Origin of the sequence: Flavobacterium sp. LB2P53, assembly GCF_003970305.1 — a bacterium.
In the GTDB taxonomy this organism is placed as follows: Bacteria; Bacteroidota; Bacteroidia; order Flavobacteriales; family Flavobacteriaceae; genus Flavobacterium.
The window spans coordinates 63,077-86,384 of the sequence record NZ_RYDG01000006.1 but is presented as its reverse complement, the minus strand read 5'-3'; the positions used below and the strand labels follow the sequence as shown (position 1 = coordinate 86,384).

Genomic DNA, 23,308 nt, shown 5'->3' with positions numbered 1-23,308 from the left:
GAAAGGTTTTTAGCTTTGATCTATACTCAACTCTTCACTAGCCAATTGGCATACGGTACTCAGAGTTTCCATAGCCTGTTCAATATCGGTAAAACTTCGGTTTTTAATCGCTGATTTCAACTCTTCAAGTGCATTTTCAATAGCAGCCTTTTTGTTACCTGGAATTGTATCCCCAAATTTCTTTAACTGTTTTTCCGTTTGGAAGATCTGAGTGTCGGCTTGATTGCTTTGAACCACCTTTTCTTTTGTCTCTCTATCCGAAACAGCGTGTTGCCTGGCTTCCTCCTTCATCCGATGAATATCCTCATGCGAAAGTCCGGTAGAGGCCTCAATGCGAATCTGCTGCGATTTGTCAGTTAACTGATCTTTGGCAGTCACATGAAGAATGCCATTAGCATCAATATCAAAGGTAACTTCGATTTTAGGAATACCCCTATGGAATGGCGGAATTCCATCAAAATGAAACCTCCCGATGCTCTTGTTATCGTTAGCCATTGGCCGTTCTCCTTGTAATATGTGTATTTCTACAGAGGGTTGGCTATCAGCAGCCGTAGAAAAGACTTCTGATTGCTGAGTAGGAATGGTTGTATTGGCTTCGATCAGCCGTGTCATCACACCACCCCGGGTTTCGATACCTAATGAAAGCGGTGTAACATCAAGTAGCAATACATCTTTTACTTCGCCAGCAAGAACTCCACCCTGGATGGCAGCGCCAATAGCGACAACTTCATCTGGGTTAACACCTTTGGAAGGTTCTTTCTCGAAAAAGTCACGCACAATTTTTTGAACAGCAGGTATTCTGGTTGATCCGCCAACGAGGATGATTTCATCTAAATCGGAGACCTTCAATCGGGCATTCTTAAGTGCCTGCTGACAAGATAGAATAGTTGACTGCAACAGGTTATCAACCAACTGTTCAAATTTGGCACGGGTAAGCTTCTTTACCAAGTGCTTGGGTATGCCTTGAACCAGCATAATATAGGGTAGGTTAATTTCAGTTTCCATCAATCCAGACAATTCGATCTTTGCGTTTTCGGCCGCCTCTTTCAACCGCAGAAGTACCATAGAATCTCTAAGGAGATCTATACCTTCGTCTTTTCTGAATTCATCAACCAACCAGTCAATGATCAGCTGATTAAAATCATCGCCACCAAGGTGAGTGTTCCCGTTGGTAGATTTCACTTCAAAAATACCATTTCCGAGTTCGAGTATCGAAATATCGAAAGTTCCGCCACCAAGGTCATATACTGCAACCTTAATATCTGTATGCCTTTTATCCAATCCATAGGCAAGAGCTGCCGCCGTAGGTTCGTTAATAATACGTCTGACTATTAACCCTGCAATCTCACCAGCCTCTTTGGTTGCCTGCCGCTGTGAATCGCTGAAATAGGCAGGAACGGTAATCACCGCCTCCTTGATCTCTTGTCCAAGGTAGTCTTCAGCTGTTTTTTTCATTTTCTGAAGAATCATAGCCGAAATCTCCTGAGCCGAATACAGTTCCCCGGAAATGTTTACACGGGGTGTATTATTTTCGCCTTTTGAAACCTGATATGGCAATCTGCTAATCTCTTTCTCAACCAGATCGTATGATTCACCAATAAACCGTTTAATGGAAAAAATCGTGTTTACTGGATTGCTAATGGCCTGACGTTTTGCCGGGTCACCAACTTTACGCTCACCACTGTCAGTAAATCCTACTACAGAAGGCGTTGTTCTGTTACCTTCACTGTTAAGGATTACGACCGGTTCATTACCTTCCATAACAGCTATACAGGAATTTGTGGTTCCTAAATCTATACCTAAAATTTTACTCATTATATTACATTAAATTGCCTAATGGGCCAAGATTGATGTTTAAATCCCTGTCGGTAAGATTAAAGTGCTTTTTCAGCTCTTCCATTTTTAGTTCAAGTTTCATAAGGGTTTCACCAAGCCGTTCAATCTCATCTTCAGTCAATGATCCCCCGTCAACTCTGCGCATAGCTTGCTTTTCAACCAGTTTACGAATGAGTTCAACCAGGGTTAGTACCAGTTTTGCCAAGCCGGAATCAGCATTGTCTGGGCCTAGCTTTAGCCTGGATTCTTCATTGTTTGTTAGTTTCCCGATCTCCTCCGAAAGCTCATCAAGCGATCCGGTATTAAACAGTATTTTATTTTCACTTATCATACCGATTATTTTATGGCGATTTCAACAAAATTATACGGAGGCCAAGGTCCAGTCAGGACAAAGTTAAGCCTTGGATATTGGTTTTGCAAATCCCCAATTACATGAATTAGTCCATCTTTCCGCTCCATATCAAGTAAGAAAACGGCATCAATGATAGCTGTTGTTGTTATTGCCCTTTTTTTGAATTTATTGACGGTGTTTAACCGGAAAAGGTATCCAGTGATCATTTCAATGACCGAATTAACATAAGTTAGCATCAATTCCTCAAGCCTGTGCTCTTTAAGTTTTTTATCCAGATAATCCTTGTAAACTGAATTTTTGATTTCCGTCGCAGAATTCTCGGTTGTTTGGGTATCTGCCTCTGATTTTATCTTCAGTTCTGATTTTAATTTTTCGGAATCACAAAAAATCTTTAGCCCAAATTCATACTTATTTTCAACTTCATGGAGATTTTGTTGAAATTCATGGTAGTTTCTTTCGAGCATTTTATTAATTAATTCGGCTGATTCCATTATTGAGCCATATCGCATGGGAAGAACTGTAAATTGTTGCGCAAGGTTTTCGATCACACCTGCATATTCAATAGCATTGGATCTATCTGCAATTAATTCAGCTCTTTTTACATCGCTTACTACAGCAGTAATTTCACCAAAAGAAACAGCACATAAGTCAGAACCAGAAATGCCCTTCATCCCAACCAGCAGAGCATTTAACTTCTCTGGATTTCTTTTTACGGATAATATGGAATAAATCATTTTTTTCATTTCTACAAAATTATTGGCTTTCCAGACTTTAACTGCTCCATGGTTTCAACAGAGCTTAGAAGCAATTTCACTCCTACATATACCAGGTCGATATCTGCTACTGAAATTATAATATCCCCACTGAGGATAACCCCTTTGTTCAATACTCTGTCAAGCAATTCAAGCATGGTAATGTCTTTAGACCGGTCGATTACATTATTGTGCATTATTGTTTTTCTTTAATGGAAATAAAACTAAATGGTGGCCAGGGACCGGTTGCTTCAATAATAAAGCCGGAATCCCCTTCTTTTTTTTTCAATGTTTCAACTGTACTTATAAAATCAGCAACTTTGTTTTTACTTACAAGAAAGGTGGTATTGAGGATCATGGTCTCTTCTCTTCCGGTAAACGCTTTCGGGAGTAGATTGTTGAGGCTGGTTGATTCGCTCAGTTTTTTAAATTCATCATAATATTTCTGTCCGTAGTTCTTACAAATTCTGTCCATCTCATTTTCGATTAGGTCAGTTTTTTTTCTTCCCAGCAAAAAGGCTTTCCCAGGCGAACTTTCCATAATCTGCTTTTCAAGCGCAGCAGCTTCCTCGCTTAATTCGTCAATTTGCTCGCACAGTGTTTTACGATCGCAATAAATTTTAATCGACCATTCTTCCTTTCCCTCGATATGATTGAAGCTTTCAATCAATGAGTCAGCATAATCAATAATGAAGGTTTTCAAACTGGCTTTAGTATGATAGATGGTGCCAAATTTAAAAGGAATCACAGTACTCTGTTCCATAATCATGCTGATTACCCTGATATGATTCCGTGCGTTTAATTCCGCCCACTGAATATCTGATAAATTCTTTTTGAAATTTTCTTCAGAGAATTCACTTTTGGAAACATATTTAACGATCACGTGAAAATCATCGAACATAAGTGATTCCACTGTACTATACCCCATGCCCGTTATAAGCCGGGGAGGAGTACGTGATATGCAATAAACATATATCAGATCATTTATCATGACAGAAATTTGTTAATTAATATATTCGTCAGTGCTATCTATTCCTTCCAAGGAACCATGCCGTTCGAAGGATGTAATTTCAAGATTTTCATCCAGTTTGACCGCATAGAAAAGCCGCACTTTTTTTGACGGAAGATCCATTGATTTTAGAAATGAATCGTCTTCATATACCTCTGCCACAGCATTCCAGATTTCTTTCACTTTTTCAATTTTTATGACCGTTACATCATAACTTTTGATGTTCTCTCTCAGGAACTTAATCACTACTTTTTTAACTTCAATAATGTTGCTCATATTTTTTACTCCTTATTTATCTTTCCTTATATTTTCCAGTAATTTCAACAATTCATCTTCTCTTCTGTCGTATTCTTCTTCATCAATTTCATCCAATTCAAATTTCAACTGTAGTCGCATCAGTTTTTCTTTGACGGAGCCTTCATCCGACGTTTCCTTCTCAACAATCTCATTGATTTTATTAGCGATAAAAACTACTCCTTTTAGGGGTGCTAACAGTATGCTATCGATTAAAAACATATTATATTCCTTTAGTGTTTATTACAAGGGTGACAAAATTATAGAGTGGTAATGTTCCTACATATTTGAAAGTCATAAAGCGGCCAAATTTCTCCTCTAAATCATTCACAGCTTTATCAAATGCAGATTCAGCTAAGTTTTTAACAAGAAAGGCAACATTGATAATCATCATTTCTCCGTAGCTATCGTTTATTTTTACATCAACAGAAAGTGGATTTAAAATATCGAGAATGCTATTTTTGTAATTTTCCGTCTCCTTTTTGAGTGCTTCTGCTACCATTTCGCCTATTTTCATGCGCTGGTAATGGCTTTTATCGGCCGGAAGACTCATCAATTTTCCCCTGAGTAACCTAATTTCGTCATATTTTTCAATGATACTTTCATATATCACAGCTTCCTTTGTCAGTACTTTGAGACCCAGTTCTTTCTTGCCTTCCATTTTAGTAAGTAAGTCATCAAATTTTTTGTAATCTTTCTCAAGAATTCTCAGGATACCAGAGTCATCGTTATGTTCGGAAATAGTTGAAAACCGAACAGGAAGAACCGTAAATTGTTTCATAACCTCTTCAAGTACTCTTTCGTGAGTGATCATGTTTATTCTTCGGACTTCGTATTCGATGATCGGCGAATTACTGACGATAGCACTAATATCTTTAAAATTTATCCCATAAACCAGGTCCGTCCGTTTACCCATACCAATCGGACCATAGTCTAATGGATCTGAATGCCTGATAATCCCATAAATATATTTTCCTTCTTTCGGTATATCAACTTCTTTTTCCATAAAATCCTTCAGATATGTTGTTACTATTTTATTAATTAATCTGCGTCATCAGCGTTTTGTTTTTCTATTACAATTCCCATTTCTCTGGAAATATTTTCAGGTCAATAAAATTATAAATAGGTAAGGCAGCTGTATATACAAAATCACTTCGGTCCTCGTATCTGGCACCAAGGTCGGCCATTATGTGGTCAAATTCGATCTCCCTGCCACTATTCACCAAGAATGCAGTATTCATAAACATGGCATCACCATTTGTTTTGTTATGTTTATACTCGAATGCTGATCTGCGCAAAGCATCGATAATCGTTTCAGTTTCCTCTACTTTCTTTTCAATCAGTGCATCTGCTACTAGATTTCCGGCATCTGCAATTTCCATGTTCTTCCTTTCCTGATCATGTAGTTTTTCAATTTCGGTCATTATTTTTTGTAGCTCAACGTGTTCCTTGTCGATCTCTTTGTATATCATTCGCATGTTTTTCCATGTTCCTCTCACATTAAGCTCCACTTTATTTTCAAACTGTTTGAGCAATTCCATAAATTCGTTGTATCTCCGGTTAAGTAGATTTCGTATTTCGTTAGGAGTTGCCGCAATGGTGCCAAACCTAATGGGAAGTATGCTCTTAAATTCCTGCATCACCACTTCTATAACCTTTTGGTGTGCAAGCATGTTTTCTGGATTAGCCACTACCGTGTTAAGGGGATGATCACTCACCACCATACACAAGCCATCGAAACTGATAGTGGAGACTAGGTCGCCGCGTCCGCCTATTCCTATTGGACCCAGATTGATGTCGTAATCCGTTGCAATGATGCAATAAATATATTTCCCGTCACGTTGCATATTATTCCTTTATTTTTATCAAAATCAAATTTTCATTCACTTTTTGTTTTCCCTTAAAGGTTAAACTCTCTTTTGAAGATTGCCTTTCCGCTTCTGAATATTCGAGCAATGTATGATAGGCTTTATTAATCCTATTGAAATTTTCCTTATTATGATTATTCTGATTTGCATCGGGATGAAATTCTTTTGCTTTTTCCTGATATGCCCTTTTTATTTCAGAGTCAGAAGTTTCTATTGTTAAGCCAAGTTCTATTTTTGCCTGTGCCACATTCTCCTGATCTAATTCTTTAACTTCAATAGTATAAAAACTATAGCAGGGCAAGGGTCCAACCAATTTGAAGTTCAACAAGCCTTTGTATTCTTCATCAAGTTGGTCAATTATCTGTTCAAATTTTTCTTTTTTATTCCTGTTAATGAGAAAAGCAGAGTTGGCCACCATTTCGTCATTCATCACCTCATGTGATTTTATATCGAGACTGATTGATGACAGCGAATCCAAAATATTCGTTTCAACCTTTGTGTTTTTTTCTTTTACTTTTTCCTGAACTAGCATCCCTATTTTTATCTGGTCGATTTGTGAAAGCGTATCTGTCTTTTTTAGAATATCATCTCTTATTGCGATGATCTCGGGGTGGTTTCCAATCTCTATGAGGGTATTAGAAAAATCAGCCCAAGTAACCACTAAGTCAATTTCTGTCAGGGTTTCAATTTTATTTAGGGTATCAATAACTAAATCATGGCCATTTGCAAGTATTTTAATAACCTCTTCCTTTGAGTTTACAATCGTACCGAGCTGTATAGGGATAAGCATGTTGAATCCTTTCTCCATGAGTTCTTCTATGGTTTTTTGATGATGAACCAGCAAGTATCCCAAACTTTCCCTGTCTAAATAATCAATGTGTGCACTCTCCCTGTCGGAAACAATGGCAGATATATTTTGGAAGGGGATGGCATAAATCCCTGAATTTTCAAATGATTTAAATATATCCGTACTGTAAAAATTCGGCACTATTCCATAGATGTATATTCCTTTTGTTGTCATTTTATTAGTTTATTGGTTGATATTAACTAGTTTCCTTGACGTTTGCCAAACTTCCATATTTTCAAATGAATATTTCATAAACGACTTAACTTATCAACTTTTCTATCAACCTTTTTTCGTTGAATTTTGTTGTAATACCAGCCCGATCGCTTCTTCGAAATGATTCTCCATGATGATGATTTCTCCGGTAACTTCCTTCGATTTCCCTTTGCTTTTATCAATCAATTCGCGAATAGCAAGCATGGCCGCTTTACGACAAATAAATTCGATATCTGATCCGGTGAGGCTTTCTGTTTTCAGGGCCAGTTTATTTAGGCTTACTTTTTTTCCAAGTGGTTTATTCCGGGTATGAATACCGAATATTTTTTCCCTTGTTTTTACATCTGGGAACGGCAATTCAAATATCAGATCGAACCGGCCACTTCTTAGCAAAGCTGGATCAATTAAATCGATTCTGTTGGTAGCGGCCAGCACAATCACTCCTTTCAGGTCTTCAATACCATCCATTTCGGTAAGGAACTGGCCAATCACTCTTTCGATTACCCCGGAACCTGAACCGTCACTACTGCGTCTGGGGGTTAGGCTATCTATTTCATCCAGAAACAAGATACAAGGCGATGCCTGTTTTGCCATCCTGAATAATTCTCTTACCCCTTTTTCCGATTCACCGATGTAGCGGCTTAAAATTTGTGGCCCTTTTACAGAGATAAAATTAACTCCGCTCTCGCTTGCCAGCGCTTTTGCCAGGTAGGTTTTACCTGTGCCAGGTTTCCCGTGAAGGATAATTCCCTTGGGAGGTTTGGTATCGGCTTTTTTAAACAGGTCGTCATATATCAGTGGCCACTCTACGGTTTCCTTTAAAGCCTCTTTTATTTCATCGAGGCCGCCAACATCATCCCATTTCACATTGGGTACCTCCACAAAAACCTCCCTTATGGCCGAAGGCTCTACTTCTTTCATCGCGTCAAAAAAGTTATCCATGGTTACTTCGAGCGACATCAAAAGTTCGTAAGGGATTTCGGCCATCTCGAAATCGATTTGTGGGAGTATTTTCCGCAAAGCAGTCATGGCGGCTTCCCTGGCTAAAGCTTCCAAATCAGCACCCACAAAACCATGGGTAATTTCTGCTAGTTTTTCCATATCTACATCCAGCGACAAAGGAATTCCCCTAGTATGGATGTGAAGAATTTCCAGCCTGCCTATTTTATCGGGAATAGAGATAGAAATTTCGCGATCAAAACGTCCCGGCCTTCTCAATGCCGGATCAATGGAATTAGGAATGTTGGTTGCGCCAATTACAATGACCTTCCCCCTTGATTCCAATCCGTCCATAAGTGATAATAGTTGGGCTACAACACGCTTTTCAACCTGTTTTTCGCCACCCATATCTTCCCGCTTGGGCGCAATAGCATCAATTTCATCAATAAAAATGATGGATGGTGCATGTGCCTGAGCCTCTTCAAAAATTTTCCTTATCCGGCCTTCACTTTCCCCATAAAATTTCCCCATGATCTCCGGACCGGAGATGTTGATAAAATAAGCATCTGTTTCATGAGCCACCGCTCTAACGATGAGCGTTTTCCCTGTTCCAGGAGGGCCATACAGAAATACACCTTTGGGAGCCTGAACACCAAGACGTTCAAAAATTTCAGGATACTTCAAGGGCAGTTCTATCATCTCCCGAATGCGCTGTACCTGATTTCCAAGTCCGCCGATGTCTTCGTACGAAACCTTACTTTTATTTTCCCCTTCTTGCTTGGTCAATTCAAGCTGAAACGTGGTATTTGGGTGTATCAGTACCACCCCATCAGGGTTGGTGCCGGTTACGGTATAATTAACCGCACGGGAACCAAAAAGGGTGGCTCTCACTTTATCTCCTTTTGTTACCGAAAGACCATTGATGAGCGAACCAATATATTTTGCGTCATCGGCCTTAAATAAAGAACCAGAGTTTGTATCAGGTTTGAGTTTTATTTTTGAAGCCTGGCGGCAGGTAGTTTTAATGATCTTCACTTTTTCATCAATCCCAGCCTGAGCATTTTCTCTGGTAATGCCATCAATCTGAATAATACGTTTGTCCCTGTCTTCTGGAAAACAAGGCATAATCTTAACAGGCGTGGCACGTTTGCCTTCTATAACAATCACATCGCCACTTTCCAAACCCATCAACTTCATGTCTTTTGGGTCAATCCTAGCAATTGCCCTTCCAACATCCTTTACCGGGGCTTCTTTTACACGTAATATTATTTCGTCTTTCATTTTCGTTGATAAAAGGTTGGTGAAAAAGTTAATATGTTGGGTTATTTATTTGTTGATAGGTTTATTGATTTATAAGTTTATTTGTTCGATATTTACCAGTTTCATTGGCGTTTTCCAAACTTCAAAATTTTCAAAGGGACATTTCATAAACTCTTCAACCGCTTTATTAACTTGTCAATACTTGTCTCAATTTATCCAACGCTTCCAGTCCTTTAATTTCTTCAGCAAATTTTGGCACTTGAACTATATTTAAATTGCTAAACGTTTTTTTAATCTCTTGTAAATAAGGTAATTGATTAGCCTTTACTCTTTTGCAAAAATCACCATCATCCGAAACCATTACATTGTTCACGATAATCTGCCTCGCAATTATTCCGGATGCGCTAAGATCAGCAAGCAGTCTGTCTGTTTCCATGGTAGCCATCGCTTCGGGGATACATACAGGAATAAATTCACATTTGGTTTTATCCCGCAACAGGTTTTGGATTCTTTTTACTATTTTTTTCAGGCTGAATAACAATGCGTCCACCTCATCCTGTTGATAGGACCCCGAAAAACTGGTAACCATATAGCGGTATTTCCATCTCATTCTGGCTGCAACTTTTATCCAATCATCCAATAACTTTGGAGATGAAATCAATCGCAATGCATGCCCGGTGGGTGCTGTATCCACCACATATTTATCGTATCCACCTTCTTCAATAAAATCAATGATGGTTTTAAAACTCATCATCTCATCAATGCCGGGTATTGATAAGTCCAGCATTTCATCGATGTCCTCGCTGTCAAGATTTGTAGAGGTATCAAAAAGTTTTTTCAGCTCATTCCGGTGTTCTGTTTTAAAATTGGAAAGTGCTTTGTCGGCATCTACTTCAAGGGCCGACATGTTAGCTGTACCGTCAACATTTACTACTTTAAAACCAATTTCTTGTTCGAGACAATCTGATACGGAATGAGCCGGATCGGTAGATATAAGTAGCGTTTTAAAATTTTTAGATAATGCCAGGGCAGTAGCTATGGCACAAACACTTTTTCCAACACCACCTTTTCCTCCGAAAATAATGAGTTTTAAGTCCTTGTTTTCTAAGCACTCAAGTGCCATGATTTTATTTTTTAATATTGATTTCAAGGATACCGTTGATGAATTTGTGACTTAAATTTTCTTTAATGACTTTTACCGGAAGCAGTAATTCTTTTCGGTATGTTCGGCTTTTGCTGATCGCAGAAATTTCAAGAATGTCTTCCTTCAAGTCGATTATAAGGTCATTTTCCTCTATTCCAGGCATTTCGGCAATGACAACAATTTCATTCTCTTCATCAAAGATGTCTGTTATCGGTTCCCGCTCTTCATCTACTTTAGGCCCTTCGGGTGTTTTTTTTATGTTCCCGAAAGTTTCCACTTTTGGGGTACCACCACCTGCCGTGTTGATGGTAAAGCCATAAACGCCTTTCATGCCTTTTTTGATATGATCAAAATTGATCTCCCCTTCCTTACTTATTCCGGCCTTTTCTTCGAGCTTTCCCGCAAGGTCAACCAATTTTTCGATGCCTTTGAATAAACCGCCAAGTCCGAAAATTTCAAAATCAGCTTCGTCTCTTTTTCCTTTATTTTTATCGTTTTCCATTTTATTGATAATTTATTAGGTTCTGTAAATTATAATGGTTTACTAATAGCTTCAAGCTTTTCCAGACGAGCCTCTAAAGTTTCATGTTGTTGCATCAGCTCTTTTTCTCTAGCTTTAGTGGACAGGTAAGTATCTTCCTGCCACCAGTTGATACCCATCTCCATGGCCTTGTCAACTGAACAAACCAGTAGTCTGATTTTTATAGTAAGTAAATCAATATCAGCTATTTGTATCTTAATATCACCTGCTATTACAATCCCTTTATCGAGTACTCTTTCAAGAATATCAGCAAGGCCAGTCGCATTAATTGAATGGGTGGGTTGTGTTTGTGACATAATAAGCGTATTGTTTTTAATAGTCTATCGACATGGTTTTAAAATTCGGTTTCTCCTCATCTTTGTTTGTTTGATAGCTTTCTGTCCTATCTGGATTTTGGAGCAGTATAGATTGTCCATTATAAAACTCTTGAATTTCGTTTAGCCTAATTTGAATGATATTAAGTCTTCGCGAAATCAATATTTCTTCGCTTCGCAAACGAGTTCTTTCCTTTTCAAGCATATACATTTTTAAAAAATCAGAACCTTCATTATTTGAAATGGCTGATTTTTTTGTATTGTACATTGTTTTGATACTTCCAATCCCTTTTACTGCACTTGAAGTTGGCATAATATATTATATTAGTTGATGGGTAATTAGCAATTTTTTTCGATCAGTTCATTAACAATTAATCTAACCTTTTCCTGATTGGTTTTTGAGCCAACCCTGCTAGTTTCAGAAGTAAGTATATCCTGACATATTAATCTAAACATTTCGTTGTTTTTAGAAGGAGTTGCATTTATGGTTGCCAAAGTTTTTGCAATCATAATAGAGCCACGAACGGTTGGGTCAAATTCTGTTTTCCCAGATTCGCGTAAGCCTCTCACAATCTTTATGATTTTTTCAGCATCGTCCAATGTAAGGTTTGATTTAGCCCTGGTAATCTGTAACTCAGTTTCGTAATCAAAATGATCGAGATCCATGGTTACCATCCTGTCGCGCAATGCGTCCTGAGTCCGGTTAACACCCGCATATTCTTCAGGATTTGAAGTAAAGATGGCACGAAATTCTGGATGTACTTTCATATAATAATCCTCTTCTTTTCCTGCCGAGGTGCTCATCATTTTTTCCTGAAGGATGGGCAGTAATATATTATTTGCTTCGGCACGTGAGCGGGTAAATTCATCATAAATAAGTGTGAAACCATTTTTAACTGCTATTGTTAAACGATTATTCACCCATTTTTTTTCCATGTCTTCCTCAACTTTGTGAACACTATGTATAAATCTATCGTCTAATTTTTTAAATCTATATCCAGACTCGCTACCAACCAGATCGGATGTTTTATACTCCGCATCGCCATGAATAATGACTACTGGTCTTCCAATTTTACTTGCTAAATGCATAGCCACAGTTGTTTTTCCAGTTCCAGATGGGCCTCTGAAATGTACTGGAAATCCTGCTTTTATGTAGGTAAGACTACGCTCTGTAATATCTTTAATGTACGCTGTCTCAACAAAATCCGACATGGGCTTAGGTTCAAGGACCGTGTTAGTTTCATTGTTCATTATTTTATTCTCCATAATTTTCACCTTTATTATTTGATTAAAACTCCTGTTTAGGTAATTGTTCCAGAGTCAATTTCCAAATGTTCCTCGCCTCTTCAATGTCTTGTATCATTCTTGCCCTTGTTTTTACAAATTCTTCCTTGCGGGCATAATGCTTAGCCATGGCCTCTAATCTTTTCGTAAGACCTTTCCTTATTGTGTTGCTGGTATTGTTCATTGTTAATTACCTTCATATCCTTTGCCTTTACAACGTGTACAAGGCAAGCCGTCATTTGATTTTCCTGTACCCTTACATTGCGAACATTTTGTATTGCTTTGGCAATAATTACTTCCCTTTCCACCACATACAATACAAGGGACTCTGGCTCCCAGCGGATTTTTACCTGTACCCGAACAAAAAACACAGGCTATTGCAGGATTCTCCACTTCAACCTGCCCAGTTCCTTTACAAACCTGACAACCCGACATTGGTGAGAGTAAATCATAAGGATCCTTTCCAAGACCATTACAAAAGGTGCAACTGATTGTTTTTGACATGGTTTTTATATCAATTATAAATTAAAAATGCTGAGTTGAAGAAAATGCCCCACAACTCTTGCTCAGTACAGGATATTATTTTATCGGGAAGTAAATATTTTCAACTTTTTGAACTTTCCCCTCATCTAATAAATTTTTAGCTACAAACCCAAGCTTCATGCGTGTTTCTCCCAGTGGCTCTTCCATTTCTGAAATTCTTACACCTTGTGGATGGTTGTTGATATAATCCGTTACTTTCTCTTCCAAAGTTATTGGGATTACTGCTTTGGTTTCCACTTTTTGCTGAACTTCAACCTGAATTACCTTTACTTCTTTAACTGGAGTTTCTATTTTAACTTCTTTTTTTTCAATTTTTTTAGCTACTTCCTTAGGCTGAGCAACAACTTTATTTCGTAATTGAGTAAGAATTTCCGACATTTTTTTCCATGATGCTGATGCATCACCTCTGTCTTTCGCATAATCACCAAGTAGCGCTTTAATTGCTTTTTTAAGGTTTTTTACATCATTTTGGATCCCTTTCATTACTACATCAAATTCCTTAAGCCTGGCTATTTCGCCGTTAGAAAGCAAATTATGAGTATATGTGAAAATCCTTAAAATCTCTCCATTTATACCTTTCATAAGGATGGAAAATTCTTCAAGCCTGTCCGTTTCGCTTTTCTCAAGCAAACTATGGGTATATGTAAAAATATCTGAAACTTCTGTATTTATGTTTTTCATAAGACTAGCAAATTCCTTGAGCCTTTCTGTTTCGTTAGTTTCAAGCAAATTATCCGTGTAAGTAAAAATCTCTGAAATCTTATTGTTGATACTTTTCATAAGAGCAACAAATTCTTTCATTCTATTTTTTTCACCCTCATTTAACCCTGCTCTTAGAGCTGTTGCCATATTCTTATTTTCTTTACTAATTTTTTTCAAGGAAATATCTGAATCTTTTAACCGTTTTTGTTCGTCCTTTTCAAGTTTTACTCTTAAAGCTACAGCATTGGCATTTAAAGCCACTGACATCTCTTGATGATCCTTTTGAAATCCATCAAGGGTTTTTTGTACTTCAATTACAAGCTCTTCATTTTCCTTGTTTCTTTTTTTGAATGAAGCAAGTATGTCTTCGCTTAAATTTTTCATTTCTGATGATAGTCTCATTTTTTATTTTTTAATTATTAATGAATATTTAATTCCCTATGGTTATTTACCCTATTGGATACTTGACATAAGGCCTTGATTCTCTTTAATTATTTGATCTTTAACTTTTTTTATATCCTTTACCAGAATATTATCGCCTTTTTTAAGTAAGTTTTCAAGGCATTCTATCATACTGTTATGTATTTTCTGAAAATTCAAGAATGTTTTCATTACCTTTTCCTTTCTCATTTCCTGTAGTTTGGGGATTTGAGAAAGCTGCTCTTTGATGATGCTTATTCTTTCCAGCGCATCTGGTGAGGTAATGTCTTTAAGACCTAACAGACCATTCTTAAGCGATTGGGCAGTTTCTTTCTGGGTTTCAACAAAATTCAAAAACTGGCTTTCGGCTTCGCTTCTCTTTTCATCGATTATATCAAAAATACACGACATTATTGTATTGTAATCTTTTTTTCGCAGGGAACCATTTTTTGCCAGAGTTTCGCTAAGTCTGGAATTTAATATCTCTATTTCCTTTGTAAGTTCGTTTAGAGAATTATTGACATTCCCGAACAAGGAATAAGATGATTCTGTAATATTTTCGGATGATTGAAAGACAGTTTGAATTTTTTGAATCCGGCTTTCATAAGATGTTATAATATTGTCGAAAAAACCATCTATATTTAATTCAGGTTGAGTATTCATTGTGGTTGAATAGGTTGATGAAAAATAGGGATTGATGAGTTTGAAATAGAAATTCTTGGTAAATCATGCTTCCGAGCATTAATCCGTAAGGATGATTTAGCAAGAACACCTATTTTTTAACTACAAATGCCTAAGCGGCTTTAGCAGTTAATCCAATTGCTTCTGCATACTTTAAGTATGTTTCAACTGAGGCAACAACGATTCTTGCTTCAATAGCAAGTAACTCAATACCTACCAACGAAACTCTTACCCAGGCATCAACTACAACACCCTTGTCCAAGATACGATCAATAACCTCTACGAGGCTAGATGATCCAATTGTTTTTTCTACTGCCATTTTTTATTAAATTAAGTTATTAATAAAACCGTGCTTTACAAATTAGAGGGACGGCTTACCTCTTGTCCTGAGCGTATTACAAGTAGTGTGCCGAAAAGTAAGTAAACAGGAATATTGCATTGTATTATACAGTACAGTATGCTGTAATTGAGGTATATAGGTGTTTATATAAGTAATAGGAACGATATATTGTTGCATATTATAATGTCAAACCTTCAGTAAAGACTGGGGTTGAGTTAAAAACAAACAAGACATTATTTCAATATCATTAATTAATTGTGATTTTTTATAAAAAAAATAAATTATATTAATATATTTTTTACGAAAAGATTAGTAAAAATGGATAATAATTGAAATTATCGCACACATGTGCGGAAATGGGAGAACTTCATCTGGTAGGCAGGCTCTCAACAAATGGTTAAGTGCAATTAACTTCGTCAGTTACATTATCCACAAAAAGGTTAACGAATTCAACTTACAAAACGGATAGGTAAATTTGTAAGTCCGAGACTTCCTGAGTCAAGGAGCATTCCTAACCCGACCGTCCTTCCCGAATCTGATAATGACATTGAGCCTTCCCGGACCTGATCTGAGATCTCCTGAATAGAACGATACTTTTTATATCAGAAGTATTGTTGGTTATCGTTTTTTACTCTTCGTTTTTATTAACAGATATATTGTACTTTTTCATTTTTCGCAAGAGAGCATCGCGGGTAATTCCCAGCATATCAGCTGCAGCCGTCTGATTGCATTTACAATTTTGTAGAGCTTTACGTACCATTTTAATTTCGTGGGTTCTCAGATTGACTGAATCAGAATGAGCTTCCGATGAGGATATTTTTTGCGATTTTACAGGGAAGTCATTTATCCCGAGCAGGTTGCCTTTGCAAAGAATGAGGGCCCTTTCGGTCATATTTCTCAATTCTCTGACATTTCCAGGAAAATCATATTTTAGGAGCGCATCAAAAACCTCTTTGGAGATATGAATGTTTGGTTTTTTAAATTTCGTTGCATAGTCATCAACATAATGGATCAACAGAGGTTTGATATCTTCTGGCCTTTCCCTAAGGGGCGGAATATGTATATGCAGTGTATTGAGCCGGTGAAGCAGATCGAGCCTGAATTTTTTTTGCTCCACTTTTTTATAAATATCATGATTGGTGGCAGAAATAATCCGGAAGTCAGTATGTATCGGGTTTGTATCCCCCACCCGGGTGATTACCTTTTCTTCCGTGGCACGCAGAATTTTCGCCTGTAGATTTAATGGCATATCTGCGATTTCGTCAAGAAATAGGGTACCGCCGTTACACACTTCAAAGTAACCCATTTTATCGGAGATGGCACCGGTAAACGATCCCTTTTTATGGCCAAAAAATTCGCTTTCCAAAAGTGATTCTGTAATGGCACTACTATTAACGGCACAAAAAACAGGATCCTTCTTTTCGCTCGAATAATGTATGATTCTGGCAATATTTTCTTTTCCGGTTCCACTTTCGCCGGTTATCAGCACATTAGCATCGGGATAATTTGCGGCGATGATGGCTTGTTCAAATACATTCAAAATCTGTGGGCTGACTCCGATAAACTGTCGGTTGATTTTATCTTCGAGGGTTTTGGATATTAATGAGTTCTTTTCTTCCATCTGCTTCAGCCTTCGTTGCATCTGAAGATATTTTCGGGTACGCTCAATCGCAATCTGAATGTCAATAAACCGGAAAGGTTTGCGCAAATAATCGAATGCCCCAAATCGCATGGCTTTGATCACCGTATCCATATCGCCATGAGCCGAAATGACGATGACTTCCATCTCAGCGTATTGGATTTTTACCTCTTTCAGAATATCAAGGCCATTCACACCAGGCAACCGCACGTCAAGGATTAAAAGATCAATTTTATTATTTTTTAATACTTTTTTCCCTTCTGCGGCTGTGTTGGCCTCATAAAATTCAAAGTCTGAATCCAGAAAAAAACCAATCAATTCTTCTGTGAATTGCTTCTCATCATCAATGATCAAGATTTTTATTTTCTCTTTTTTTTCCATTTTTACTTTTTCTTTTGAGTATCCAAAACTAGTTTTATTTTCGTTCCATAAAAATGATCGCTCGTTATGTCTATGGTCCCGTTCATTTCCTTGATTATCTGATAACAGATTGATAATCCAACTCCGGTTCCCTTTCCTTCATCTTTTGTAGTATAAAAAGGAAGTAAAATATTATTGATATCGTTATTTCCAATGCCAATACCATTATCTGTAACTTCTACGATTAGAAATTGATTCTGCTGATACGTTCTGATCCCAATGAGTGTTTCAAAATAATCTTCCTGTATGCTTTGCTTTTCTTCTATTGCATCTTTGGCATTGGCCAGCAGATTAATAATAACCTGCTCAAATTTGTAGGTATTGCCAACTATATGAGGAATTTGTTTATCAAGTTGGAGGTTCAGGTTGATTCCAAGGTGTTTCAACTGTTCTATTGATATAGTAACGGCATTTTCGATGCTTGAATTAATATCGAAAGCTGTCAATATGTAATCGCTGTCGTTTCTTGAAAATGCCCTGATATGATCTATAATGTTCCTGATCCGGATTATATTTTCAAAAATTTTGCTTGATTTATTTTCAAGGAATTCAATGTTGATAGTTTCGGTTTTGGCAGACTCAAATAAAATCTTATCCATTACCATAGAAATGATATTTAATGGCTGGTTGATCTCATGTGCAATACCTGTGGCCATTTCTCCAAGGTTGGCCATCCGGTCGGCATGAAGTTGTTTTGCCTCTATCTTCTTACGTTGTGAAATATCACGGATGATGATCATGAATGATAAGGACACACCATCCGGGTCCTGTATTAAAGTGACACTCGTTTCACCGGCAAATAACGATTGATTTAGCTTTCTAATTTTTAATTCAATATTTTGTGATAGTCCTTCATTCATTGTCTTTTCAATGATTTTTCTTATCGTATTTTTTTCATCAAATGGAATGAATCGGAAAATTTTTTTGCCTACCAAATCATCTTTGGTATCGGTGCCAAATAATTCAAGCCCGATTTCAGAAACCTCAGTAATGACTCCTTTCATATTGATTAATAAAATACCATCGGGAGATGCATTTAGCAAGGTTTTGTATTTTCCTTCGCTTACTTCCAGCGCCTGCTTGGCCTGTATGTGATTGGTAATGTCATGGACAACAGTAAAACGGCATTTTTTATTCCGGATATATACATTATCTGCCGATAACAGCACATGCTTCACATCTCCATTCTTCGCTATCAGATTTGCTTCCAGGTTAGATACTTTTTCATTGGCATCTATCTTCAAGTATAGGGTATTTAGACTTTCAAGTGTTAAAACACCAAATTCCACAGATGCTTTACCTATGACTTCATTTTTATCAAATCCGAGCAAATTGCAAAATGCGTCATTCACTTCAATATATTCTCCTGTAACCAAATCACTTAAACTACAAGCAGATGGATTGTGATGAAATATTTTTAAAAATTTTTTTTCTGATAGTTTCATTTGAGATATATCTTTAGCTGACTCTGAAAATGATCCGTTTACCATGCCAAACACTCTGTGATACCTTAGTTTCCACAAAAATTTGTATGCCGGACTTTACAATAAATGGTACAGAACAAAAATCTGGCGTTCCGTTTAATATTTCACAAGCAATTCCGTCTATTTCATCACAGCGTTTGGGCGGATGAATCATGAGAACTAATTGTATTAAAAGTTCTTTTCTTACATAGCCGTGTCTCGTCCTGAAAAAAAATTACACTTATTGATTAAAAATCCTACTGCAAATCTATACATTTAAATTAATCCTGAATATCGTTTATACTATTTATTTCGACTTTACTCAATAACAAATTGGATAAAGATAAAAATTTTGGCATCTGTAAAAGCTTCTGAAATGAAGAATTAAACCAGCTGAATATTTATCAAGTTATAGTGCTTGATAAAAAATATTGATTTGCTCGGATGTTTTTCCTTTTAAACTGCGTTTAAAGCGAATCATACTATTTTCAATCATTTACTTAAATTAATGTTTGTCAAGTGGAATTTTTTTTAATAGGTATTTGATTATTAATATTTTGCACTATAATATAACATATAAAATACATCAAAAAAAAATATTTTTGATGTATTGCATTAAAATGCTTCAAAACACATAATCTTAAAAAAGCAGAATCGTTTTTAACAAAAAGCAGTTTTTCAGCATTTGTTTTATTGGTTTTTAGAAACAGTGAGTTCGATTTTTTATACATGAAGAATCCTTCTTTTGAAGCAAAAAAAGATTTGAAAAATTAAATTAGAAATGGGAATCGGTTATTTGAATTTTAATTCCCATGAAAGTACTAGAGAATAAATCCAAAAGAAATTTCCTTGGTCAAATATTATTTCTTGGTGTGTAACCGCTAATTGTGTTCCCCAGGCATTTTGCTTATTAGAGGAGGTAAAATAATACCCAAGATTAATTCTTTGGGCTTCTAAGGCGACAAATTTAGCTGCATTTTCATCAATAGCGAACTGATTAATTTCCGGAGAGAAACCCATACTAACGGCTACTCCTAAATAATTATCAGCGTCACTTCGGTATTTTCTATAGGTAAAAGTCCCGGATATACTGGTTCCTGTTACTCCGGGAGTAAAGTAAGGACGGAAAGATAAATAACTGTTTCCGGTATACCAGCCCAGAGATCCAGTATAAATATTGGTGGTAGTATTGTATTTCAAGGTGCGGAATCCTAGGGAAATTTCAAAGCTTTTAGGTAGTGATTTAAATAATTCAGCACCATATTTTATATCTGGAAACAAAAAAGTACTGGCGATGCCAAAATTCACATAGGCATATAGTCCTTTTGTAATTTTTGGGTATAAATCTACTTCATATTGCACTCCATTTTCGTTGAATCTCCTGTTGAAATTTACTCTTCCTATGATGCTTCCGTATTTCGTTTGCCGCCTGTACATTAGCGCATGGTATTGCATTGGATCAAAAACATCGGAATAAAGGTCTACGGAGGAAGTTATTCCTATGGCATTTTGGCTCAAGCCATTGTTTAAATTCGCCTTGTAGTCTTTGGCTTTCTGATCCTCCGGATTTGTATCTAATAGGAGCTGAATCGTGCTTAATGCTTCTAATGTATTATTGCTGTTTTCTTGTGCGCTCGCCTTCAAATACAATAGTTCAGTGTCTTTTGGGAATATTTTTAAAGCATTATTTGTCATTTCTAATGCGGCAAATGGCAAATCTCCCCACAATTCATTTTTTATGGCAGCTATCCAGGTAGTTTTATTCTCAATGTCTTTTTCGAGGACATAATTAAATTCTTTTCTTGCTTTTTTATAGTCGCCGTCCCAAGAATAGGTTGTCGCTAAAAAAGAGCGGATATCATGGTAATTAGGATATGTTGTCAAAATGAATAACAAGGTGTCTTGTGCTTGCTTGCGTTGTTGATTAAAAGCTAAATTGCGAGCAATTTCAAAAGAAGCATCAGGATCTCCCTCAAATTTAGTTTCTTGTGCGGACATTTGAAAGCCGCCAAAAAACAGGGCTAGAAAAAGTAGTTTTAGCATTATTTTTGAAATCATTTTTTCAGATTTTTTTTAAAATTAGAGTATTCTTTATTTTTAGGATATAGTATCAATAGGCTATCAATCAGTGTGTTTGAATTTTTTAGATTGTGAATTCTATAGTATGCTTGTGCCAGTTTATAACCCAATTCTGCATCATTTATTTGATTACCCAATGCTAGCTTGCCAATTGCGACCCCTTTATTGTTTTGCCCTAACCACCAATACACATCCATCAGTGCTAAATAGGCATCGCTATAAAAAGGGGTTCTGTTGATAACTTCCAATAATTCTTTTTCGGCGTTTTTATAATCGCCATCCCAAGCTAACGTTCGGCCTTTGAGTGTTCTTACTTCGCCATAATTAGGAAGTTCATTCAAGATGTAATCACATAATAATCGGGATTTTTCACGCTCTTTTGTAAATGCTAATTCTCTGGCTAAAAAGAAAACCTGATCACGATTCAATCCTTTTGTTAATTTTTTAATGGTCAAAAATTCTTCAGCAGTAAACGTATAAGCAGGTTTCTTAAAGCTTGTAGCAGCCTTTGTGATTTTATTCTTTGTAGTTAAATAAGCATTTAATTTTTTGAAATCAGTAAAAAAATTGCTTATCGTTTCAGTCATGTCGTTATTTGCTTCACTAAGATTTAAATTTTTATCAATCTTAAATACAGTCCCATCAGAATAGAAATAGTCCTTATAAATATAATCATTGATGCTTCCTTTGTATCGCATCAGCGGAATGCTATGGATATTTCTGAATTCTCGCACGGTGTCGAGTCCCTGACCAAGCCAGGTCGTTTTTTCTAATGGATTAAATTCATAATTATTTGTCAAAAAAGAAATTAAACTTGGAGTAACATCGCTATGGGAAGAAATAGATTTGAATGTTGCCGTTTTCTTCAACATGGGGCTGTAAATGTAAAAAGGAACATGAAAACGGGATAAATTATCTTTTTGAGGAACTGGAATTAACCTGTGATCCCCCGTAATAATAAAAATGGTGTTTGCATACTCGGGTCTTTTAGCATAGGCTTGCATGAAATTCTGTATCGCATTGTCTGTGTACAACAAACACGCAAAAATATCTTTGTAATCGTTCCATTTGTCTTTTTCAAAATATGATTTGGTTTCTAAAATGCGTTCTACTTTTTCTAAATACGCTTTTTTAGAAGGAAAATTAAAGGGTTCGTGATTGGTAAGCGTCATGATGATATCCAGGCGAGGTTGTTTAGTATCTTTTAATTCAGATAATGTTTTACGAAAAATCTCCGCATCAGGATAGCCCCAGGAAAAACCGCCTGCATTTTTCTTTGTTTTTGTATATCCTGGGCCAAATTTATCGATATCTACAATTTTATCGATACCATTGTATTCCAGGAAATTACTTTTTTTGTCAAAACTGGAGTCATCACCACAAAAATAATTGGTAGTGTATCCATTTGATTTCAAAATACTGATTAGTGAATTGTGCTTGGGTAAGGGATTCAATTCCATAAAGCCATTTTTTCCAAACGGCAACGAACCTATTAATGAAGGGAGTGCGCCAAATGTTCGACCTGCATTGCTCACGAAATTCTCCCAGTAAAGCGATTTTGATACCAAGGCGTCAAGGTAAGGCGTGAAACCTTTATAATCGCCATTGTTAGTAAAATCGCTACCAAGTCCTTCAACAATTATAAAAACCACATTTGGTTTCTCTTTTTGAATGTTAAAAAACGAAGCCAGGACATCTTTAGTTTCTTCAGAGGCTCGTTCTAATGGGTATTCTTTCTTAAAAGAGAAGTCGCCTTGAGACGCTAAAGCGATGTCATTTTTAGCTCTTAGAATATCACTCAACAAAAAATTTAATTTGTTTTGAGAAGCAGTTTTATTGCTATTGGCAATTAATAAATTCAAACTTCCAAAAAAGAATACCACTAAAAGTAAAATTTTTGTGTTGATTTTATGTCCAAATAAATGGAACAACCAGTTCAGTCCCCAATACATTGCAGGTATAACTACAAAAGGTAAAAATGTCAGCAAGGATAAGGATAAAGATGCAGAAACAGTGGTGTACATATCACTCAATGAATAACCTAGAAGGTCTGCTCCAAGATTGATATGAGTGGTAAGGCTGTATCCCGTTAATCCAACTTGGATGAGTACGATACTGGAGAATAGTATTCTGATAACCAGTATTCCAATAGTATTTTTTATATATTCTAATCCTAAATACAGTGGGAAAAATAATACTCCGAGGAGTATTCCCGTAAAAAAATCATTCAATACTTTATAAATAAATGACAGTAATTCAAAATTTTTGAATACATCAATGAAACTCAACAGACAAAATATAAGGATCAACGAAACCGTAGCGTAAATATATTCTAAACTTTTTTTATAAGTAAATTTCGTTTTCATTT

Annotated in this window: 24 protein-coding genes; all 24 read right to left on the bottom strand. The window is 36.4% G+C overall.

The genetic code is table 11. From position 1 onward, the window contains the following. Window positions 1–9: 9 nt before the first annotated feature. Window positions 10–1,815, bottom strand: coding sequence for a molecular chaperone DnaK (gene dnaK, locus EKL95_RS09160; protein ID WP_126564009.1), 1,806 nt, complete (start codon window positions 1,813–1,815; stop codon window positions 10–12). 4 nt (window positions 1,816–1,819) lie between these two features. Continuing rightward, a complete protein-coding gene (locus EKL95_RS09155) occupies window positions 1,820–2,167 on the bottom strand; it encodes a gas vesicle protein K (RefSeq protein WP_231507434.1) in 348 nt (115 codons plus the stop codon). Between the two features lie 5 nt (window positions 2,168–2,172). Next, window positions 2,173–2,931, bottom strand: a complete 759-nt coding sequence (locus EKL95_RS09150; protein WP_126564008.1) for a GvpL/GvpF family gas vesicle protein — start codon at window positions 2,929–2,931, stop codon at window positions 2,173–2,175. A gap of 2 nt (window positions 2,932–2,933) precedes the next feature. Continuing rightward, window positions 2,934–3,098: a gas vesicle protein gene (locus EKL95_RS09145; protein WP_231507445.1), complete on the bottom strand. Its 165-nt coding sequence runs from the start codon at window positions 3,096–3,098 to the stop codon at window positions 2,934–2,936. Window positions 3,099–3,136: 38 nt separating this feature from the next. Continuing rightward, complete coding sequence (locus tag EKL95_RS09140) at window positions 3,137–3,931, bottom strand: GvpL/GvpF family gas vesicle protein (protein ID WP_126564007.1); 795 nt, start codon at window positions 3,929–3,931, stop codon at window positions 3,137–3,139. Window positions 3,932–3,943: 12 nt separating this feature from the next. Then, window positions 3,944–4,225, bottom strand: a complete 282-nt coding sequence (locus EKL95_RS09135; protein WP_126462352.1) for a gas vesicle protein GvpO — start codon at window positions 4,223–4,225, stop codon at window positions 3,944–3,946. A 12-nt stretch (window positions 4,226–4,237) separates the two neighbouring features. After that, window positions 4,238–4,465 (bottom strand): gas vesicle protein GvpG, encoded by a 228-nt coding sequence (locus tag EKL95_RS09130; protein WP_126462349.1) that lies wholly within the window; start codon window positions 4,463–4,465, stop codon window positions 4,238–4,240. A 1-nt stretch (window position 4,466) separates the two neighbouring features. Then, a complete protein-coding gene (locus EKL95_RS09125) occupies window positions 4,467–5,249 on the bottom strand; it encodes a GvpL/GvpF family gas vesicle protein (RefSeq protein ID WP_126554227.1) in 783 nt (260 codons plus the stop codon). Window positions 5,250–5,316: 67 nt separating this feature from the next. Further along, the gene (locus EKL95_RS09120) at window positions 5,317–6,090 is read right to left on the bottom strand and encodes a GvpL/GvpF family gas vesicle protein (RefSeq protein ID WP_126462343.1); all 774 of its coding nucleotides are present in this window, start codon (window positions 6,088–6,090) and stop codon (window positions 5,317–5,319) included. 1 nt (window position 6,091) lies between these two features. Further along, entirely contained in the window at window positions 6,092–7,132 is a 1,041-nt protein-coding gene (locus EKL95_RS09115) for a GvpL/GvpF family gas vesicle protein (RefSeq protein WP_126564006.1), read from the bottom strand. A 105-nt stretch (window positions 7,133–7,237) separates the two neighbouring features. After that, window positions 7,238–9,391: a CDC48 family AAA ATPase gene (locus tag EKL95_RS09110; protein ID WP_126561993.1), complete on the bottom strand. Its 2,154-nt coding sequence runs from the start codon at window positions 9,389–9,391 to the stop codon at window positions 7,238–7,240. Window positions 9,392–9,557: 166 nt separating this feature from the next. Continuing rightward, the gene (locus EKL95_RS09105; RefSeq protein ID WP_126462333.1) at window positions 9,558–10,493 is read right to left on the bottom strand and encodes an ArsA family ATPase; all 936 of its coding nucleotides are present in this window, start codon (window positions 10,491–10,493) and stop codon (window positions 9,558–9,560) included. Between the two features lie 4 nt (window positions 10,494–10,497). Continuing rightward, the gene (locus EKL95_RS09100; RefSeq protein ID WP_126462330.1) at window positions 10,498–11,016 is read right to left on the bottom strand and encodes an Hsp20/alpha crystallin family protein; all 519 of its coding nucleotides are present in this window, start codon (window positions 11,014–11,016) and stop codon (window positions 10,498–10,500) included. Between the two features lie 29 nt (window positions 11,017–11,045). After that, window positions 11,046–11,351: a gas vesicle protein gene (locus EKL95_RS09095; RefSeq protein ID WP_126462327.1), complete on the bottom strand. Its 306-nt coding sequence runs from the start codon at window positions 11,349–11,351 to the stop codon at window positions 11,046–11,048. Window positions 11,352–11,367: 16 nt separating this feature from the next. Further along, window positions 11,368–11,682, bottom strand: a complete 315-nt coding sequence (locus tag EKL95_RS09090; RefSeq protein WP_126554233.1) for a hypothetical protein — start codon at window positions 11,680–11,682, stop codon at window positions 11,368–11,370. A gap of 26 nt (window positions 11,683–11,708) precedes the next feature. Further along, window positions 11,709–12,635, bottom strand: coding sequence for a gas vesicle protein GvpN (gvpN, locus tag EKL95_RS09085; protein ID WP_233579299.1), 927 nt, complete (start codon window positions 12,633–12,635; stop codon window positions 11,709–11,711). Window positions 12,636–12,839: 204 nt separating this feature from the next. Next, window positions 12,840–13,157, bottom strand: coding sequence for a hypothetical protein (locus EKL95_RS14930; RefSeq protein ID WP_158614853.1), 318 nt, complete (start codon window positions 13,155–13,157; stop codon window positions 12,840–12,842). Between the two features lie 75 nt (window positions 13,158–13,232). Further along, window positions 13,233–14,300: a hypothetical protein gene (locus EKL95_RS09075; RefSeq protein ID WP_126462322.1), complete on the bottom strand. Its 1,068-nt coding sequence runs from the start codon at window positions 14,298–14,300 to the stop codon at window positions 13,233–13,235. A gap of 51 nt (window positions 14,301–14,351) precedes the next feature. After that, a complete protein-coding gene (locus tag EKL95_RS09070; RefSeq protein WP_126462319.1) occupies window positions 14,352–14,981 on the bottom strand; it encodes a hypothetical protein in 630 nt (209 codons plus the stop codon). Window positions 14,982–15,111: 130 nt separating this feature from the next. Then, the gene (gvpA, locus tag EKL95_RS09065) at window positions 15,112–15,318 is read right to left on the bottom strand and encodes a gas vesicle structural protein GvpA (RefSeq protein ID WP_126462316.1); all 207 of its coding nucleotides are present in this window, start codon (window positions 15,316–15,318) and stop codon (window positions 15,112–15,114) included. A 649-nt stretch (window positions 15,319–15,967) separates the two neighbouring features. Beyond that, window positions 15,968–17,359 (bottom strand): sigma-54-dependent transcriptional regulator, encoded by a 1,392-nt coding sequence (locus EKL95_RS09060; protein ID WP_126462309.1) that lies wholly within the window; start codon window positions 17,357–17,359, stop codon window positions 15,968–15,970. A 2-nt stretch (window positions 17,360–17,361) separates the two neighbouring features. After that, the gene (locus tag EKL95_RS09055) at window positions 17,362–18,843 is read right to left on the bottom strand and encodes a PAS domain S-box protein (RefSeq protein ID WP_158614852.1); all 1,482 of its coding nucleotides are present in this window, start codon (window positions 18,841–18,843) and stop codon (window positions 17,362–17,364) included. Between the two features lie 810 nt (window positions 18,844–19,653). Next, window positions 19,654–20,919: a YaiO family outer membrane beta-barrel protein gene (locus EKL95_RS09050; protein WP_126462303.1), complete on the bottom strand. Its 1,266-nt coding sequence runs from the start codon at window positions 20,917–20,919 to the stop codon at window positions 19,654–19,656. Beyond that, a complete protein-coding gene (locus tag EKL95_RS09045) occupies window positions 20,916–23,306 on the bottom strand; it encodes an LTA synthase family protein (RefSeq protein WP_126564004.1) in 2,391 nt (796 codons plus the stop codon). The genes EKL95_RS09050 and EKL95_RS09045 overlap by 4 nt, the downstream gene beginning before the upstream one ends. Window positions 23,307–23,308: the final 2 nt, after the last annotated feature.

Excerpts from the sequence above, each read along its gene's own strand:
- EKL95_RS14930 (WP_158614853.1), bottom strand. The coding sequence starts at position 13,157 with ATGTCAAAAACAATCAGTTGCACCTTTTGTAATGGTCTTGGAAAGGAT.
- EKL95_RS09055 (WP_158614852.1), bottom strand. The coding sequence starts at position 18,843 with ATGAAACTATCAGAAAAAAAATTTTTAAAAATATTTCATCACAATCCA.
- EKL95_RS09135 (WP_126462352.1), bottom strand. The coding sequence starts at position 4,225 with ATGAGCAACATTATTGAAGTTAAAAAAGTAGTGATTAAGTTCCTGAGA.
- EKL95_RS09130 (WP_126462349.1), bottom strand. The coding sequence starts at position 4,465 with ATGTTTTTAATCGATAGCATACTGTTAGCACCCCTAAAAGGAGTAGTT.
- EKL95_RS09145 (WP_231507445.1), bottom strand. The coding sequence starts at position 3,098 with ATGCTTGAATTGCTTGACAGAGTATTGAACAAAGGGGTTATCCTCAGT.
- gvpA (WP_126462316.1), bottom strand. The coding sequence starts at position 15,318 with ATGGCAGTAGAAAAAACAATTGGATCATCTAGCCTCGTAGAGGTTATT.
- EKL95_RS09090 (WP_126554233.1), bottom strand. The coding sequence starts at position 11,682 with ATGCCAACTTCAAGTGCAGTAAAAGGGATTGGAAGTATCAAAACAATG.
- EKL95_RS09075 (WP_126462322.1), bottom strand. The coding sequence starts at position 14,300 with ATGAGACTATCATCAGAAATGAAAAATTTAAGCGAAGACATACTTGCT.
- EKL95_RS09060 (WP_126462309.1), bottom strand. The coding sequence starts at position 17,359 with ATGGAAAAAAAAGAGAAAATAAAAATCTTGATCATTGATGATGAGAAG.
- EKL95_RS09045 (WP_126564004.1), bottom strand. The coding sequence starts at position 23,306 with ATGAAAACGAAATTTACTTATAAAAAAAGTTTAGAATATATTTACGCT.
- gvpN (WP_233579299.1), bottom strand. The coding sequence starts at position 12,635 with ATGGAGAATAAAATAATGAACAATGAAACTAACACGGTCCTTGAACCT.
- EKL95_RS09125 (WP_126554227.1), bottom strand. The coding sequence starts at position 5,249 with ATGGAAAAAGAAGTTGATATACCGAAAGAAGGAAAATATATTTATGGG.
- EKL95_RS09100 (WP_126462330.1), bottom strand. The coding sequence starts at position 11,016 with ATGGAAAACGATAAAAATAAAGGAAAAAGAGACGAAGCTGATTTTGAA.
- EKL95_RS09155 (WP_231507434.1), bottom strand. The coding sequence starts at position 2,167 with ATGATAAGTGAAAATAAAATACTGTTTAATACCGGATCGCTTGATGAG.
- EKL95_RS09120 (WP_126462343.1), bottom strand. The coding sequence starts at position 6,090 with ATGCAACGTGACGGGAAATATATTTATTGCATCATTGCAACGGATTAC.
- dnaK (WP_126564009.1), bottom strand. The coding sequence starts at position 1,815 with ATGAGTAAAATTTTAGGTATAGATTTAGGAACCACAAATTCCTGTATA.
- EKL95_RS09050 (WP_126462303.1), bottom strand. The coding sequence starts at position 20,919 with ATGATTTCAAAAATAATGCTAAAACTACTTTTTCTAGCCCTGTTTTTT.
- EKL95_RS09140 (WP_126564007.1), bottom strand. The coding sequence starts at position 3,931 with ATGATAAATGATCTGATATATGTTTATTGCATATCACGTACTCCTCCC.
- EKL95_RS09110 (WP_126561993.1), bottom strand. The coding sequence starts at position 9,391 with ATGAAAGACGAAATAATATTACGTGTAAAAGAAGCCCCGGTAAAGGAT.
- EKL95_RS09105 (WP_126462333.1), bottom strand. The coding sequence starts at position 10,493 with ATGGCACTTGAGTGCTTAGAAAACAAGGACTTAAAACTCATTATTTTC.
- EKL95_RS09070 (WP_126462319.1), bottom strand. The coding sequence starts at position 14,981 with ATGAATACTCAACCTGAATTAAATATAGATGGTTTTTTCGACAATATT.
- EKL95_RS09095 (WP_126462327.1), bottom strand. The coding sequence starts at position 11,351 with ATGTCACAAACACAACCCACCCATTCAATTAATGCGACTGGCCTTGCT.
- EKL95_RS09115 (WP_126564006.1), bottom strand. The coding sequence starts at position 7,132 with ATGACAACAAAAGGAATATACATCTATGGAATAGTGCCGAATTTTTAC.
- EKL95_RS09150 (WP_126564008.1), bottom strand. The coding sequence starts at position 2,931 with ATGAAAAAAATGATTTATTCCATATTATCCGTAAAAAGAAATCCAGAG.